This is a genomic window from Arenimonas sp., from assembly GCF_044348765.1.
In the GTDB taxonomy this organism is placed as follows: domain Bacteria; phylum Pseudomonadota; class Gammaproteobacteria; order Xanthomonadales; family Xanthomonadaceae; genus Arenimonas.
Genome location: NZ_JBIKSE010000040.1, coordinates 1 through 14,488, shown reverse-complemented (window position 1 = coordinate 14,488; position 14,488 = coordinate 1). Strand labels below are relative to the sequence as shown.

At 59.6% G+C, this 14,488-nt stretch carries 18 protein-coding genes; 7 read left to right on the top strand and 11 right to left on the bottom strand.

The genetic code is table 11. The features are described 5' to 3' along the window. The 3 genes from ACIQ0Q_RS07155 to ACIQ0Q_RS07145 form a co-directional block, all read left to right on the top strand. On the top strand, nucleotides 1–153 hold a 153-nt coding region (locus ACIQ0Q_RS07155; protein WP_395772259.1), incomplete at its 5' end, for a class I SAM-dependent methyltransferase. A 10-nt stretch (nucleotides 154–163) separates the two neighbouring features. Beyond that, nucleotides 164–2,071, top strand: a complete 1,908-nt coding sequence (locus tag ACIQ0Q_RS07150) for a M1 family metallopeptidase (RefSeq protein WP_395772258.1) — start codon at nucleotides 164–166, stop codon at nucleotides 2,069–2,071. Continuing rightward, nucleotides 2,068–2,982, top strand: coding sequence for an alpha/beta fold hydrolase (locus tag ACIQ0Q_RS07145; RefSeq protein WP_395772257.1), 915 nt, complete (start codon nucleotides 2,068–2,070; stop codon nucleotides 2,980–2,982). Before ACIQ0Q_RS07150 ends, ACIQ0Q_RS07145 begins: the two co-directional genes overlap by 4 nt. Before the next feature lies 1 nt (nucleotide 2,983). Here ACIQ0Q_RS07145 and ACIQ0Q_RS07140 read toward each other — a convergent pair whose 3' ends face one another. Both ACIQ0Q_RS07140 and ACIQ0Q_RS07135 read right to left on the bottom strand, forming a co-directional pair. Next, nucleotides 2,984–3,535, bottom strand: coding sequence for a hypothetical protein (locus ACIQ0Q_RS07140; RefSeq protein WP_395772256.1), 552 nt, complete (start codon nucleotides 3,533–3,535; stop codon nucleotides 2,984–2,986). A gap of 49 nt (nucleotides 3,536–3,584) precedes the next feature. Continuing rightward, nucleotides 3,585–4,352, bottom strand: a complete 768-nt coding sequence (locus ACIQ0Q_RS07135) for a hypothetical protein (RefSeq protein ID WP_395772255.1) — start codon at nucleotides 4,350–4,352, stop codon at nucleotides 3,585–3,587. A 107-nt stretch (nucleotides 4,353–4,459) separates the two neighbouring features. Here ACIQ0Q_RS07135 and gpmI point away from each other — a divergent pair, with 107 nt between their 5' ends. From gpmI to ACIQ0Q_RS07120, 3 genes are read left to right on the top strand one after another with little or no spacing between them, the layout of a single operon-like run. After that, entirely contained in the window at nucleotides 4,460–5,992 is a 1,533-nt protein-coding gene (gene gpmI / locus ACIQ0Q_RS07130) for a 2,3-bisphosphoglycerate-independent phosphoglycerate mutase (RefSeq protein ID WP_395772254.1), read from the top strand. Beyond that, nucleotides 5,989–7,161 (top strand): murein hydrolase activator EnvC family protein, encoded by a 1,173-nt coding sequence (locus ACIQ0Q_RS07125; protein WP_395772253.1) that lies wholly within the window; start codon nucleotides 5,989–5,991, stop codon nucleotides 7,159–7,161. Before gpmI ends, ACIQ0Q_RS07125 begins: the two co-directional genes overlap by 4 nt. Next, the gene (locus tag ACIQ0Q_RS07120; protein ID WP_395772252.1) at nucleotides 7,158–8,408 is read left to right on the top strand and encodes a S41 family peptidase; all 1,251 of its coding nucleotides are present in this window, start codon (nucleotides 7,158–7,160) and stop codon (nucleotides 8,406–8,408) included. Before ACIQ0Q_RS07125 ends, ACIQ0Q_RS07120 begins: the two co-directional genes overlap by 4 nt. Nucleotides 8,409–8,446: 38 nt before the next feature. Here the strand turns inward: ACIQ0Q_RS07120 and ACIQ0Q_RS07115 are convergent, their stop codons facing one another. Then, complete coding sequence (locus tag ACIQ0Q_RS07115; RefSeq protein WP_395772251.1) at nucleotides 8,447–8,686, bottom strand: GlsB/YeaQ/YmgE family stress response membrane protein; 240 nt, start codon at nucleotides 8,684–8,686, stop codon at nucleotides 8,447–8,449. Between the two features lie 81 nt (nucleotides 8,687–8,767). Beyond that, nucleotides 8,768–9,337, bottom strand: coding sequence for a DUF4126 domain-containing protein (locus ACIQ0Q_RS07110; RefSeq protein WP_395772250.1), 570 nt, complete (start codon nucleotides 9,335–9,337; stop codon nucleotides 8,768–8,770). 82 nt (nucleotides 9,338–9,419) lie between these two features. On the opposite strand from ACIQ0Q_RS07110, the gene ACIQ0Q_RS07105 reads away from it, so the two are divergent. Next, nucleotides 9,420–10,691 carry an MFS transporter gene (locus ACIQ0Q_RS07105; RefSeq protein ID WP_395772249.1) on the top strand — a complete coding sequence of 424 codons (1,272 nt, stop codon included), beginning with the start codon at nucleotides 9,420–9,422 and terminating at the stop codon, nucleotides 10,689–10,691. 133 nt (nucleotides 10,692–10,824) lie between these two features. Here ACIQ0Q_RS07105 and ACIQ0Q_RS07100 read toward each other — a convergent pair whose 3' ends face one another. The 7 genes from ACIQ0Q_RS07100 to ACIQ0Q_RS07070 all read right to left on the bottom strand — a co-directional run. Beyond that, nucleotides 10,825–11,382, bottom strand: a complete 558-nt coding sequence (locus ACIQ0Q_RS07100) for a GNAT family N-acetyltransferase (protein ID WP_395772248.1) — start codon at nucleotides 11,380–11,382, stop codon at nucleotides 10,825–10,827. Then, nucleotides 11,367–11,507 (bottom strand): hypothetical protein, encoded by a 141-nt coding sequence (locus ACIQ0Q_RS07095; protein WP_395772247.1) that lies wholly within the window; start codon nucleotides 11,505–11,507, stop codon nucleotides 11,367–11,369. Before ACIQ0Q_RS07095 ends, ACIQ0Q_RS07100 begins: the two co-directional genes overlap by 16 nt. After that, a complete protein-coding gene (locus tag ACIQ0Q_RS07090) occupies nucleotides 11,507–12,325 on the bottom strand; it encodes a class I SAM-dependent methyltransferase (protein WP_395772246.1) in 819 nt (272 codons plus the stop codon). Before ACIQ0Q_RS07090 ends, ACIQ0Q_RS07095 begins: the two co-directional genes overlap by 1 nt. Nucleotides 12,326–12,388: 63 nt before the next feature. Next, nucleotides 12,389–12,637 carry a hypothetical protein gene (locus ACIQ0Q_RS07085; RefSeq protein ID WP_395772245.1) on the bottom strand — a complete coding sequence of 83 codons (249 nt, stop codon included), beginning with the start codon at nucleotides 12,635–12,637 and terminating at the stop codon, nucleotides 12,389–12,391. Between the two features lie 25 nt (nucleotides 12,638–12,662). Next, a complete protein-coding gene (locus ACIQ0Q_RS07080; RefSeq protein WP_395772244.1) occupies nucleotides 12,663–13,001 on the bottom strand; it encodes a DUF2752 domain-containing protein in 339 nt (112 codons plus the stop codon). Nucleotides 13,002–13,069: 68 nt separating this feature from the next. Continuing rightward, on the bottom strand, nucleotides 13,070–13,969 hold the full coding sequence (locus tag ACIQ0Q_RS07075) for a TIGR01777 family oxidoreductase (RefSeq protein WP_395772243.1): 900 nt from the start codon (nucleotides 13,967–13,969) through the stop codon (nucleotides 13,070–13,072). Continuing rightward, nucleotides 13,969–14,488 (bottom strand): SDR family NAD(P)-dependent oxidoreductase (locus ACIQ0Q_RS07070; RefSeq protein WP_395772242.1); only part of this gene is annotated, 520 nt, incomplete at its 5' end. The genes ACIQ0Q_RS07075 and ACIQ0Q_RS07070, both read right to left, overlap by 1 nt.

The window sequence follows — 14,488 nt, the reverse complement described above, 5'->3', positions numbered from 1 at the left end:
GCCCACAGCTACCGTTATCTGGCCGAGTCAATCCGTAAACACCCCAACCAGGCCGGCCTGAAGGCGCTCATGGAAGATGCCGGGTTCGAGCGCTGTGCGGTGCGCAATCTTTCCGGCGGCATCGTCGCCATCCACAGCGGTTTCAAAATCTGAGAGAAATGCCATGTCCCGTTTGCTGATTGCCGCACTGATGGCGCTCGCTCTGGCGGCCTGCAAGCCCGCTGCCGAAATTGCAGCGCCTGCCGCCAATGTCGTAGACAGCAGCGATGTGCCTGATCCGAATTCCTATGCGCAGCCGAATCGGGTCCGCATCGAACATCTGGTACTCAATCTGCAGGCCGACATGGCCGCGCGTACGCTGGCCGGCAGCGCTGAACTGCATCTGAAATGGCAGGATGACAAAGCCCGCGAGCTGGTTCTGGATACCCGTGATCTGCAGATCCGCGGCGTGCAGGGCTTCGACGGAAAGGCCTGGAAGAATCTGTCCTACCGGCTCGATACCGCTGACCTGATACTCGGTTCGGCCCTGCGCATCAAACTTCCGTCCGCCCTGCCGCGGGTGCGCGTCGCTTACAGCACGGTTCCGGAGGCTTCCGGTCTGCAGTGGCTGACCCCGGAAATGACCGCCAGCAAACAGCCGTTCATGTTCAGCCAGTCGCAGGCCATCCATGCCCGCTCCTGGGTACCCTTGCAGGATACGCCGGGCGTACGCTTCACCTACGATGCCCGCATCCGCACCGACGCCTCCCTGATGGCATTGATGAGTGCCGACAACGATCCGAGGGCGGTGCGCGACGGCGATTACCGATTCAGCATGCCGCAGAAGATTCCGTCTTATCTGCTGGCCATCGCGGTCGGCGATGTGGTGTTCAAGCCGATTTCGGCGCGTTCCGGAGTCTGGGCCGAACCATCTGTGGCCGAGGCCGCCGCTACCGAGTTCGCCGACACCGAGAAGATGATCCAGGTGGCCGAAAAGCTGTATGGTCCTTACCAGTGGGGCCGCTACGACATGCTGATCCTGCCGGCCAGTTTCCCGTTCGGCGGCATGGAAAATCCGCGCCTGAGCTTTATCACGCCTACGGTCATCGTCGGCGACAAATCCCTGACCAGCTTGATCGCCCATGAACTGGCGCACTCCTGGTCGGGCAATCTGGTCACCAACAGTTCCTGGAAGGACATCTGGCTGAACGAGGGGTTTACCAGTTATGTCGAGAACCGCATCGTCGAGCAGCTCTACGGCCGTGAACTGGCCGACATGGAGAATGTCATCAGCCAGGCCAGCCTAGCCGAAGCGCTGAAATCCACACCGCCGGCTGATCAGGTGCTGGCCCTGCCGCCCCTGACCGGCCGCGATCCGGACGAGGCGCTTAGTGATGTCGCTTATATCAAAGGCCAGTGGTTTCTGATGTTCCTCGAGCAGCGTTTCGGACGCGAGACCTTCGATGCCTTCCTGCGGCACTGGTTCACCACGCATGCCTTCACCAGCAGTCACAGCGCCGAGTTCGAGCGTTTCCTGACGGTTGAGCTACTGGAAAAAAATCCCGGAAAGGCCAGTATCGGCGAAATCCGCGAGTGGTTGCACCGTCCGGGTATTCCATCTTCGGCCACGCCGGCCATTTCTTCGCGTTTCGTTGCCGTCGACAAGGCGCAGGCGCAATGGCTCGCCGGCGACGTTCCGGCAAGTGGGCTCACCGGCACTACCTGGGGCACCCAGGAGTGGGTACGTTTCCTTGAACGCATGCCGGCAACACTTGCCAAAACGCAGTTGGACCAGCTCGATGCTACTTTCCGTTTCACCGGAACGGCCAATCCCGAAATCGCTCAGCGCTGGTATCCCTTGACGGTCCGTAGCGGATACACTGACGCCCGTCCGGAGATTGAAAGCTTCCTGACCACCATCGGTCGTCGTAAGCTGATCATGCCGATCTATGTTGAATTGGCAAAAACCGATGAGGGTCGAGCATTCGCCATGGCGGTATTCGAGAAAGCCCGTCCGGGCTATCATCCGATCACCAGTGGCTCGGTAACCGAGGCCTTGAAAGTGCCGGAACCCGAAGCCAAACAGCCATGAAGAAACTGTTGATCGCCATCCTGGTTCTAACGGTCATGGCGATTGCGGGCGTGATACTGTTTCCAGATCAGATGCTACGTGCCGAGTTCGCCCGCCAGCGCCTGCTGGCTGGAGCCGTGGTCCAACAGAAAACCGTGGCCGGTGAACGCTGGCATTATCTGCAGGCCGGCCAGGGGCCGCTCATCGTATTGGTGCACGGCTATACCGGCAGCAAGGAAAACTGGTTGCCAGTCATCCGGCAACTGGCGGCCGATCACCGGGTCATTGCAGTCGATTTGCCCGGCTGGGGCGAGAGCGTTCCGGTTGCCGGAGCCGATTACGGCCCCACCGCACAGGCTGAGCGCCTCAGCGCCTTCCTGCAGTCGGAACCGGAGCCGGCGGCATTGCTGGTCGGGCACTCCATGGGCGGCATGATTTCCGGTCTGATGACCGCTACGCATCCCAAACAGGTCGAGCGTATCGTGTTCATGTCCTCGGCGGGCGTGCGCTTTAATGCAAATGAATTCACGCGGCGTGTCCTGAAAGGGGACAATCCTTTCGCAGTATACGAGGTCGATAGCTTCCGCGGCTTTCTGCATGAATTCGTATTCGCCGACGCCCCCTATGTGCCGAAGTCGATGCTTGGTGCCATCATCGAGCAGCGCAAAGCCCGCCGTGAGTTTGAGCAGCGCGTGTTCACCCAGATCCGTCTCGGCCCCGAGGCTTTCCTGCTGCAACAGCGCTTGCCGGACATAAATCAGTCGGCTGGGCTGCTCTGGTGCGATGGCGATCGCATTATTGATCCGAGTGCGGCGGCTGCATTCGCTGATGGCCTGAAAAACTCCGAGACCCGCATCCTGAAAGGTTGCGGTCATATGCCGATGATGGAGCAGCCCGGGCCGGTATCGGAATTTCTGCTGGCGCGCTTCTGAATCAGCGACCCTGCCGCTGAAGGGCGATCAGCTTCTCGACTAACGCTAAGGCGTCACCGGTGGGCAGGTGTTCCGGCTGGATTATCCGCGTGGAACTTTCCGCAGGGTTGCAACCGGCAAGTACGGGATAGGGCTCCACGCCGAATCGGAATATGACCGCATGGGCTGGTCGCGGACGCGAAGTCATGAAGCGCTCAGCAATCTCCATTACACCGGCAAGCTGCGCGGCATCGGTCCATGGCGCGTAATAGACAATGGGCACCAATCCTTTTTCGGCGCCAGCCAGCTCCGCCTGCAGGCCGTGCCCGTCGCCGCAGCGGCTCGGGCCGGTCGGCAGCCCCAGGCGCATGAACTGATGGCGCAGGTAAGACAGTCGAAGGGCTTCGACATCATCGCCGAACCGATGGTCGGCCGGTTTGGCCACTGCCAGACCCTGCAGATGCTGCGAGAAATCCTCGGCGGAAATTTCCGGGCCGAAACTGGATTGCGCGAAAGTGCAGGGAGATACCGCAAGCGCGGCGGCAAACCAAAGCGGGGAAAGTCTGAAACGCATGAAGCCTCCGGTCGGGAGGCTTCATTGTAAACGCTGCGCCGGCAATTCTCTATTTGAAATCCGGCTCCTTGCCACTGAATACCACCGGTTTCAGGGCCTCTGCCTTTCCGGCTTCGGCGTCCAGATAGATGATTTTTCCGTATTTCGCGGTGCTGTGTACATAAAGCTCGACCTCGCGCTCGAACACCAGGTTGCCCTTGACCGTGCTGTTGGGGCCGAGCACGACACGCGGTACTTTCGGTTTGCCCCAGCTCATGCCCCATTTGCTCGGTTTTTTGACGGTGACATTGCCGCCGATGACGGTATCCTCGCCGATGGTGATGTTGCCATTAAAGGTTTCCACGCCACCACCGACGGTCAGTGCCAGCAACTTGATGTTGCCGTTGACGGTTTCGACATCCCTGCCGATGCTGCTGTGCGCGCCGAGCTCAATCGAGCCGTTGACCGCTTCGACGCTTTCCGCCACGCGCAGGTTGCTGACCCCGACGATGGCCCCGTTCACGGTTTCGACGCTACGGGCGCTGGCGCCGTTGCGCAGGACGATTTCGCCATTGACGGTACTGACGTCCTGCACGTTCGCGAAGACATCGATGATGATGGCGCCATTGACGGTTTCGACGCTGCGGGCCACGGCCTTGGCCTCAACGGTGATCGCGCCGTTGACGGTGTCGATGTCGCCGTAGGTCCGTCCGGCTTCGGCGACCAAGCTGCCATTGAGCTTGGACAGGTCGGGCGCGCCGTCTCCGGCCTGTACCGCACCGATGGCGGCGGACAGGGCCAAAGCCAGGGCAAGACGTTTCAAGCTGATACGGTTCATAAACGATCCTCGCGGAAATGATGGTGCTAGTATTGCCGTGACTGTTAGAATTGTCATATGCCATAAGTTGGTAGGCAATTCGGCCCATCTGGGGATAGGAGCAGGACGTGGCAAAGGCGAAACCAGCGGTATTGCTGATTCTCGATGGCTGGGGTTACCGGGCCGAGTCCGAGGACAATGCCATCGCCTTGGCCAAGCTGCCGGCCTGGCGGCGTCTGCTGGCCGAATGCCCGAATACCCTGATCCATACCGAAGGCCGTTTCGTCGGTTTGCCGGATGGCCAGATGGGCAACTCCGAAGTCGGTCACATGAATATCGGTGCCGGCCGCATCGTCTATCAGGACCTGACCCGGGTCGATGCCGCCATCGAGGATGGCAGCTTTGCCGATAATGCCGAATTGTTGGCCGCCATCGATGCCGCCCGCTCCACGGATGGCTGTCTGCATGTCATGGGCCTGCTGTCGCCCGGCGGCGTGCATAGCCACGAACAGCATATCTTCGCTTTTTTGCGTCTAGCCAAGGCGCGCGGTGCGCGCAAGATACGTGTGCATGCCTTCCTCGACGGCCGCGACATGCCACCGCAGTCGGCGGAACCCAGTCTGCGCGCTCTCGAATCCCTGTGCACTGAACTCGGACAAACCGAAATCGCCAGCGTCACCGGCCGTTATTACGCCATGGACCGCGATCAACGTTGGGAACGTGTCGCGCCGGCCTATGCCGCCATCGCCGGCGCGCAGGCCGCACACCGTGCCGGTACCGCCCTGCTGGCGCTGCAGCAGGCCTATATCCGCGGTGAAACCGACGAATTCGTAGCCGCGACGGTATTGCCCCCGGCCGCGCCGATGCAGGACGGCGATGCCGTAGTGTTCATGAACTTCCGTGCTGACCGGGCCCGGCAACTGACCGCCTGTTTCACCGATCCGGCGTTCAATGGATTCGACCGAGCGTCGGTGCCGAAGCTCTCGTGTTTCGTGTGTCTGAGTGAATACGATGCCTGCTTGCCGGCACGGGTGGCCTATCCGCCCGAAAGCCTGCACAACACCCTGGCCGAAGTGCTCGCAGTAAACGGCAAGACCCAGCTGCGCATCGCCGAAACCGAAAAATACGCCCATGTCACCTTCTTTTTCAACGGCGGTGTCGAACAGCCGGTGCCGGGCGAAGAGCGCATTCTCATTCCTTCGCCGAAAGTCGCGACCTATGATCTGCAGCCGGAAATGAGTTGTCCGGCCTTGACTGCAAAACTGGTCGAAGCCATCGGCTCGGGCCGATTCGACGTCATCATCTGCAATATCGCCAATCCGGATATGGTTGGTCACACCGGCAGCCTGCCGGCCGCCATCAAAGCTGCAGAAGCGGTCGATGTGGCGCTGAGTGCTGTGCGTAACGCGGTTGAAGCAGCCGGCGGCGTGCTGCTGGTCACCGCTGATCACGGCAATGTCGAATTGATGCGTGATCCGGAAACCGGCGAGCCGCATACCGCGCATACCGTGGGTCCGGTTTACTTCGTGCTCTGCGGACATGCTGGTCCTCTGTGTTCGGGCGGATCGCTGCGCGATATCGCACCGACCCTGCTGGATCTGTTGACGTTGCCGCAACCGTCCGAAATGACCGGGCGCAGTCTGATCGGACGGCGCGCATGAAGTCATGTGTTCTGCTGTTGTCATGTGTTCTGGCGGCGTCGGTCGGAGCGCAGAGCAAAGCGCCACCGGCAAAAAACGCCGCCGAAGCGGAAAAGAAAATCGAAATCCTGCGTAAGGAAATCAGGACGCTGACCAAAGCGCAGCGTGAACTCGAAGAAAAGCGCAATCGCGAGGCCAAGCAACTGCGCCAGATTGACCAGAAAGTGGCGGAGAGCAGCAAAAATCTCAACCAGGTCGAATCGGCCATTAATAGCCAGGAACGCAAGCTCAACGCCCTGGAAACCGAACAGGAAAAGCTCGAGCGTGCGTTGCGTGGCCAGAAACAGGAACTAGCACAACTGATGCGTTCCGCCTATCGTTTGGGCGATAACAGCGAGCTCAAACAGCTTTTGTCCCAGGATAAAATCAGCGAAGTTGCGCGTTGGCTGGCCTATCACCGGTATTTCGAACAACAACGCCAGCTTGAAATTGGAAGATTGAATACGCAGCTGCAACAGCTAGCGGCGGTCAGCGATGCCATTGAACAGGAGAAACAGATCCTTGCCGCCCAGAAAGTGCAGCAGGAAAAATCCGTGGCCGACCTAAGCGCACAGCGCAAGCAACGTAGCACGGCGGTCAGCACGCTCGATGCCAAATACAAGAACCAACAGGCCCGCATCAAGGCGCTGGGCAAGGATGAAAAAGCCCTGCGCGGCCTACTTGATAAGCTGCGTCAGGCAGCAAGCACCAGCAAGGCTCCGGCGGTCATCGGCCGTCCGAGCAGCAGCAAGCCGGCTGCAAAAGTCACGCCTAAGAATCTCACCGGCTGGCCACTGACCGGCACACTGCTGGCCGGCTACGGCAATGCCATGCCGGATGGCCGACGCAGCGAGGGTCTACTCATCGCGGCCGCCGCCGGCTCGCCGGTGTACACTGTCGCCGCCGGGCGCGTGGTCTATGCCGACTGGCTGAAGGGCTATGGCATGCTGATGGTCATCGATCACGGTCGCGGCAATATGAGCCTGTATGCCAATAATGACGCACTGCTCAAGGATGTCGGCGAATCGGTGACGCCCGGAGAGCGTATCGCAACGGTTGGGACTTCCGGTGCACAGAGCCGGGCTGCGTTGTATTTTGAAATGCGCCTGAACGGACAGCCGCAGAATCCCAATACCTGGTTGCGTCCATGAAGTCGTTTATCACTATTCTCCTGCTCGGCATTACGCTTCCCGTCGCCGCGCAACCGGAAAAACCCAAGGCCCCGCCGGCACGAACGGTGCCGGTTGATGAGATCCGCCGGTTTACCCAGGTGTTCGAAGCCGTGCGCGAAAGTTACGTCGATGCACTGACTGACGAGGAAATCATGCGGGCCGGCTTGCGTGGCCTGTTGCTCGACATCGATCCGCACAGCAGCTATCTTTCCGCCAAACAGGCACGAGATTTCGAAGATTTGAATGAAGGCGGCTATGCCGGAATCGGTATTGAGAGTGATGAGCGCGATCCGACCCGGATCCGTGTTGTCGCGCCGTTCGACGATACCCCGGCACAGCGCGCCGGTCTGCGCGCCGGTGATTTCATCACCGCCATCAATGGCATTCCGGTCAACAATGATCACAGCAGTGCCAGCCCCGAGCGCCTACGCGGCAAGCCGGGCACCAAGGCAGTACTCACGGTGCTGCGCCAGGGTGAAAAGTCACCGCTGACCATTACGGTCATCCGGGAGGTCATTTCTATCCAGAGCGTTAAGGCACGCTGGATGGAGCCAGGCTATGCCTATTTCCGAATCAGCGCCTTCCAGGGCGACACCGGTCTGGAATTCCGCCGGCAATGGCAGAGTCTGCAGACTTCGGCAGCGGGCGTCAAAGCCAAAGGGGTATTGCTCGATCTGCGTAGTAATCCCGGCGGCTTGGTCAATGCCGCAGTTGAAGTCGCCGATGCCTTCCTGCCGGCGGCGGTCGTGGTCAGCACTAAAGGCCGCAATGCCTTAGCCAACAGCGTGTATTACAGCAAGCCGGGTGAACAGTTCGAGGGCGTGCCGGTGGTTGTCCTAATTGATGCGGGCAGTGCCAGCGCCTCGGAAATTCTGGCTGGTGCCCTGCAGGATCACAAACGCGCCACCATCATCGGCAGCCGCAGTTTCGGCAAGGGCTCGGTGCAGAACGTCATCCGTCTCGACAACGGCGATGCCTTCAAGCTCACCACCTCGCGATATTTCACACCGAATGACCGATCCATCCAGGCTCAGGGCATCGTGCCGGATGTTCTGCTATCGGGAAATGGCCGTGCGGAAATCACTGAGCGCGATCTGCCCAAGCACATCAAGGCCAGTGATTCCACTGAAGCCGGTGTTGATGCCGAATCCGGCGTGGTGTTGCAGGGCGAATCCTACATCACTAAGGCATTGGTCTATCTCAAACAGAACAGAGTGAAACCGTAAAAACCGCCCGAATGCGGTTTATCCCTCACGGATGGATTCTATTTCTTAATCAAACCGACCAGAAATAACAGAATGACGGCGCCAATCACGGCGGTGATGAAACCGCCGAAATCACCGCCGATGATCAGGCCGAGCTTCGGCAACAGCCAGCCGCCTAGGAATGATCCGAGAATACCCACAACGATATTACCGATGACACCGAAACCGCCGCCTTTCATGATCAGGCCGGCCAGCCAGCCGGCCAATGCACCGATGATCAGAAAAATAATCAGAGTCATATCTGTTCTCCCCTGGGGTTGTTATAGCGATGATGGCAATGCCAACACATCGACTCTAGGGGAGCACGGGTAAAAATAGTGTTAAGTGCCCTTTGATGGTCCTGCCAACCGTTGCCTGAAGCGCTTCACGATGCGGTACAGCATCCAGAGCACGATGATGAAGGCCAAAGGCGCCAAGAACAGGGCCAGCAGTGTCATAACGATGGCAGCGAGCCACTCGCCGCTGGAAACCACCGGGTTGGCCAGTCCGCCGGTTGGTAGGCTGACCGCAGCACGCAGTGACGAAGTGCCCAAATGCACCATCGAAGACACACCGCCGCCGGCGATGAGGGCGAAAGACCATTTCAGCAGTGGCGAGGTATCGCCGAGCGTGGAGGCCGTCATCAGCGTGCCGGCAATGGCCGCTGCCGGTGCCAGCACGGCATCCAAGGCATGATCAAGCCAGGGAATATAGTAAGCACCGACCTCCAGAACACTGGCGACACCGAAAGCCAGCATGGCCTGCCAGCTGGCCAGCCATTGAAAGTTGTCACCCAAAGGGATGATTTCGTAATGTCCGGCCATGCTGAGTCCAAGCAGGGGGATGAACACCCGCAGTCCGGAGGCCGCGCTGAGTCCGATGCCGACCAACACGCCGATGATGGTTTCCATGTCCGCTCCTGCAAGGCTAGTGTTTCGAGTGTGCTTAGATTAACCTGAGGACCCCATATCCACAATCAGAGCCCTCTGCATCATGAACAGCGACCGCGCGCTGACCCGCAAAGACATCGACACCCTCGGCCTGTCGGCACTCGGCGGTGCTCTGGAATACTACGACTTCATCATTTTCGTGTTCTTGGCCGCCAGTATCGGCCAACTGTTCTTTCCGCCGGACATGCCAGAGTGGCTCAAGCAGTTCCAGGTATTCGGCATATTCGCCGCCGGCTATCTGGCACGTCCCATCGGAGGGCTGCTCATGGCCCACTTCGGCGATATCGCCGGGCGCAAACGCATGTTCACCTTCAGCCTGTTCCTGATGGCGGTGCCGACCTTCATCATGGGTCTGCTGCCGACCTATGACCAGATCGGCATCTGGGCACCGATTTTACTGCTGTTGATGCGTATCCTGCAGGGCGCGGCGGTCGGCGGTGAAATTCCCGGAGCCTGCGTGTTCGTGTCCGAACATGTGCCGCGTCGCCATGTCGGCCTGGCCAGCGGCACGCTGTTTTCCGGATTCACCACCGGCATTCTGCTCGGATCCCTGGTGGCGATGCAGGTCAATCATTATTTCCCGCCGGAAGCGGTATTGGACTATGCGTGGCGTTTGCCGTTCCTGCTCGGCGGCGTATTCGGTGTCTTCGCGCTGTTTCTGCGGCGTTGGCTGGAAGAGACGCCGGTCTTTCTTGCCATGAAAGCGGAAGCCGCGTTGGAAGCCGGCGTGCCGTTGACACGGGTTCTGCGTGACCACCGTGCGCAGATCTGGCCGAGCATGCTACTGACCGGATTCCTGAGCATCGGCATCGTGACGCTGACCCTGCTGACACCGAGTATCCTGCAGACACAATTTACGTATTCGGCCTCGGATGCGTTGGAAGCTAACAGCATCGCAATCGTTAGCCTTACCTTTGGCTGTATTTTCTGGGGATGGCTGGCCGACCGAATCGGTGCCTACCGCGTGCTGCTGCTCGGAGCGGTAATGCTTTCTGCCAGCAGCTATGTGTTCTACCATGCCCTGCCCGCCGAGATCACCCGCATGACCTTGCTCTACAGCCTGGCCGGGTTCAGTCTGGGCTCGGTCGCAGTGGTGCCGATGATTCTGGTTGGGCTATTTCCACCGGCGGTACGCTATTCCGGATTTTCGTTTTCCTACAATGTCGCCTATTCCGTATTTGGCGGGTTCGCGCCGATGCTGGTCGCGCTCTGGCTGAAGACCGATGTGCTGGCACCGGCGCATCTGCTGACCATCGTGTGCGGGTTCGCGGTGGCGATGGCAGTGTATTTACCCTTAAAAGAAAAGTGGCCCTGAACCGTTTTTTGGGGGGCGCTGCTTCCGGATTATTTTGCGCAACGCTTCCCGGCCGGCAGCCGGCTCATTTTCACTTCGCCGATTTCCTTGAACTCCCCGCCCATCTGACCGAAGCATACAAAAGTCAATGAACTCAGCCGTTCCTGCCGGGATTGTGTGCCCACTCTGGCACAGCCTCTCTGGTAGCGCGATGATAGATGCACAAAACGGGTTCGTCCGCATGCACAACGCGGGTCTCCTGCAGGCGGAAGCCGAGTTTTTCCAGAAGGCGGCGTGAGGGAGCATTATCCGGATTCACGATGGCTAACAGGTGTTGCAGTGAGAAATGGCATGAAGCAGCCGTGATAGTGGCGGTACAGGCTTCGAAGGCAAATCCTTTTCCGAAATATTCCGGCAGAAAGGCATAGCCTAAATCGGCATGCTCCAGATGTGGTCGTTTGATCAGACCGCACATGCCGATAATGCGGCCGGACGGCTTTTCCAACACGGCCCACAATCCGAAACCGTTGCTTGCATAACTCGCTATGGGGCCACTTACCAGATACGCACGCGCTTGTTCCAGATCACGCACGCCGCGGTCGGCGATGTTTTCGATGAAGCTGGGCTCGTTGAGCTGACGCAACGCATAACCGGCATCCTCCGGCATGAACTCGCGCAGCTGCAGACGTTCCGTTTCTACAGAGAAGGCCATCGACGTTTGCGCTCCGGCGTGTAGCGCCACCAGGCCCATGGCGGGTTACCCGCCAGCGACGGGCCGGTATTCGGCAGATTGGCCAACATGCGGACATTATCACGACGGAGCTTGTCGTGATGCATCAGATTTTCTCCGCGATGATTTCCAGCACCATCGGTGTGATCAACAAGGCATTCGGATTCGCTTCCAGCCGTCGCATATCATCCTTGACCGCCGTTACCCAATCCGCATCCACCAGGCCAAGATCCAGCAGACGCTGCAGATTGACATCGATGAAGCTGGCCGGCCACTGCCAGACCGGTTGGTGTGGTTGTGCGCTGAAGCTGATCGGACGGGTTTCCAGTACACGGCAACCGGCCGCCGCCAGATACGCGGGCAGGAAGCGTGCAACGTTCGGTTCGCCGCCGAAATCGCGCCAGCTGCGCATCACATGTATGATGAATTCCTCGATGCGTGTGCTCGGCGGAATCGACTGATAGGTTTCGTAATGCACGTATTCATGGAAAATGAGTTTCCCGCCGGGCTTGAGCATGCCAGCCATTTGGCTTACCAAAAGCTGCGGATCGCTGACGAAAATCGCCAGCCAGCGACACCAGATGGCATCGGCATCGGTAATCGGCAGCTCATCCTGCATCACGTCGGCCATGACGAAGCTGACGTTTTGAGCGCCGCGGGCCCGGCAATGATGCTCGGCAAAAGCGATGAAGCGTTCCGATCGTTCAATGCCGATGACATGGCCCTGAGAGCCGACCGTTTCCGCCAGATCGGCGCTGGCGAATCCGGGGCCGCAGCCGATGTCGACCACGCGCATGCCCGCGATGATGCCGGAACGCTGCCAGCAGTCCTGTACATGCTGCCGCCAAACGCCATGCTGTAACTGCAGCCGTCCGATTTCGGCATCATGCGTACCAAGGACGTAATCCTGTTCCTTGCAGTTCATACGTGTTTTCCTAAGGCGAAATCAGCAGGTACTTGATGTGTGGTATGCGGACCTGCCGGGGTCTTATAGGATGCCGCCGCCCAGAAAAAGGCGGAAACCGCCGGCTACGATGGCAATTGCACATAATACAAGGCCGGTCAGAGCCATTCGCTCATGCCCGCGCTCGGCCTTGACTAGGGCGATGGTGCTGATGATCGCACCCAGGATGGCGAACGGGATGTTCAGCCAGTTCAGCGCACCAAGGCAGGGAATGACGGCGATGAATAGCCCGATTAAAGAAAAGATGCCGAAAATCAGGCTAATAAAGGACATGGTTATACCTCCGAGTGCAAGAAAATCACGACACCGGTGTTGGGCGTCCGAACCGTCGACGGGCTAAGTACAGCGAATAGCCTAAGAATACCAAGCTATTGCCGGCAAGTGTAGAAAACAGCCAGAGCGCATTCGGATTCAACCACATGGCGGTCGTGAAATCGCCACGGCTGATTGCCACGAATGCGCCGGTCATGCCGCACAGCACACAGGGCGTGTTCGGGTGTGGTGTTTGAAGCGCCTGACTGAATGCAAATAGAGCTTCTGACGGTACAAACCAAAGCAGCAGGCCGCCAGCCAGGATTGCCACCGACAGAATTTCCCAGACGACAGTCAGTGCTCGGCGGAACTCGTTGGCAGGCATTGTGCGGATTTCGGAATCGGAAAGGGATTGGAAAAAAGTAGCACAGTCATGCCCGCAACGACAGCGTTTCAGTCGTCATTGGCGTGTGCCAGAGCGTTGGCCAGTTCGGTGAATCGGAAGCAGAGGCCCTCTGACAGCAGTCGCTCCGGCAAGACCTTTTGGCCACCGAACAGCAACAGGCTGCGCTCGCCAAGGATGGGCTTCAGCAGGCTTTGGGGGGTGGCCAGAAAAGCTCTGCGGTGCAGGCTTTGCGCCAACGCGTCCGTGAATGCACGGTTGTCCACCGGTGTCGGGGCCGTCAGATTGAAAGCGCCCTTGCACTCCGGATGATGCAACAGAAACAACAGGGCCTCCACATAGTCGTGGCGGTGGATCCAGCTCATGTATTGCCGGCCGTTGCCGAGACGGCTGCCCAATCCGAGCTTGAATGGCCGCCGCATTTTCTTCAGCATACCGCCGTCGGCATGCAACACCAGACCGGTACGCAGCAGACAGACACGCACACCCAAGACCTCGGCCGGTAGCGCGGCCTGTTCCCATTCGGCACACAGGCGCGCGCCGAAGTCGTCCCCGGCCGGCGCCTGTTCGGTGATATCGACAGATCCGGTATCCCCGTAAATCCCGATGGCCGAGCCGCTGAGGAAGACCGCCGGCTTTTGTGCCGCATTTGCCATGGCTGTAATCAGTTGGTTCGTGATGCCGATGCGGCTGTCGCGCAGCGCCTGCTTGCGCGCGGCGGTCCACGGCCGGTCGATGATCGGTTCGCCAGCCAGATTGATGACGGCATCGAAGCTCCGGTCGGTCGTCCAGGCCGAAAGACGACCCCAGGCTTCTACTGCAGCACCGAAAATCGTTTTCAGCGATTCAGGCCGGCGACTGAGCACGGTGACTTGGTCGCCGCGGGCCAGCAGCCGACGTACCAGCGCCTTGCCGATGAAGCCGGTGCCGCCGGTGACCAGAATACGCATCAGCCTTTCACCCGTAGGCTGGAACGGCCGCCATCGACGCCGAGAATCTGGCCGGTGATCCATGCCGCCTCGGGCGACAGCAGGAACGCCGCCAGCGCGGCCATGTCATCGGCACTGCCGAGACGCGGAATCGGATGCAGGGCGGCGATGCTTTGCGCCATGGCCTCGTTCTGCCAGAGATTTTTTGACAGCGGCGTCTGTGTCAACGACGGGGCGATGGCATTGACCCGCACCGCCGGCGCCAGTTCCGCGGCCAGGCTCAGGGTCAGTCCGGACACCGCCGCTTTGGCCATGCCGATCGAAGCATGCATGCCGAAGCCCTGACTGGCGGCAATCGAGCTGAACAGCACCACCGAGCCACGCCCGGAGGCTTTCAAAGCCGGTAACGCAGACTGTACCGCCAAGGCCGCCGACAGGGCGTTGAGTTCGTAATCGCGCAGGAAGTCGGCACGGCTCAGCCGGGGCAGGGCTTTCAGAGTGATGCTGCCGACGGCATAGACCAGTCCGTCGAGTCGGTCG

What these genes read in the sequence shown, in the direction of transcription:
- ACIQ0Q_RS07125 (WP_395772253.1), top strand. Translation starts at nt 5,989, where the DNA reads ATGAAGTCATGTGTTCTGCTGTTGTCATGTGTTCTGGCGGCGTCGGTC.
- ACIQ0Q_RS07110 (WP_395772250.1), bottom strand. Translation starts at nt 9,337, where the DNA reads ATGGAAACCATCATCGGCGTGTTGGTCGGCATCGGACTCAGCGCGGCC.
- ACIQ0Q_RS07075 (WP_395772243.1), bottom strand. Translation starts at nt 13,969, where the DNA reads ATGCGTATTCTGGTCACCGGCGGCACCGGCTTCATCGGCAAGGCGCTG.
- ACIQ0Q_RS07150 (WP_395772258.1), top strand. Translation starts at nt 164, where the DNA reads ATGTCCCGTTTGCTGATTGCCGCACTGATGGCGCTCGCTCTGGCGGCC.
- ACIQ0Q_RS07085 (WP_395772245.1), bottom strand. Translation starts at nt 12,637, where the DNA reads ATGTCCTTTATTAGCCTGATTTTCGGCATCTTTTCTTTAATCGGGCTA.
- ACIQ0Q_RS07100 (WP_395772248.1), bottom strand. Translation starts at nt 11,382, where the DNA reads ATGGCCTTCTCTGTAGAAACGGAACGTCTGCAGCTGCGCGAGTTCATG.
- ACIQ0Q_RS07140 (WP_395772256.1), bottom strand. Translation starts at nt 3,535, where the DNA reads ATGCGTTTCAGACTTTCCCCGCTTTGGTTTGCCGCCGCGCTTGCGGTA.
- ACIQ0Q_RS07115 (WP_395772251.1), bottom strand. Translation starts at nt 8,686, where the DNA reads ATGACTCTGATTATTTTTCTGATCATCGGTGCATTGGCCGGCTGGCTG.
- ACIQ0Q_RS07145 (WP_395772257.1), top strand. Translation starts at nt 2,068, where the DNA reads ATGAAGAAACTGTTGATCGCCATCCTGGTTCTAACGGTCATGGCGATT.
- ACIQ0Q_RS07095 (WP_395772247.1), bottom strand. Translation starts at nt 11,507, where the DNA reads ATGCATCACGACAAGCTCCGTCGTGATAATGTCCGCATGTTGGCCAAT.
- ACIQ0Q_RS07080 (WP_395772244.1), bottom strand. Translation starts at nt 13,001, where the DNA reads ATGCCTGCCAACGAGTTCCGCCGAGCACTGACTGTCGTCTGGGAAATT.
- ACIQ0Q_RS07135 (WP_395772255.1), bottom strand. Translation starts at nt 4,352, where the DNA reads ATGAACCGTATCAGCTTGAAACGTCTTGCCCTGGCTTTGGCCCTGTCC.
- ACIQ0Q_RS07120 (WP_395772252.1), top strand. Translation starts at nt 7,158, where the DNA reads ATGAAGTCGTTTATCACTATTCTCCTGCTCGGCATTACGCTTCCCGTC.
- ACIQ0Q_RS07105 (WP_395772249.1), top strand. Translation starts at nt 9,420, where the DNA reads ATGAACAGCGACCGCGCGCTGACCCGCAAAGACATCGACACCCTCGGC.
- ACIQ0Q_RS07090 (WP_395772246.1), bottom strand. Translation starts at nt 12,325, where the DNA reads ATGAACTGCAAGGAACAGGATTACGTCCTTGGTACGCATGATGCCGAA.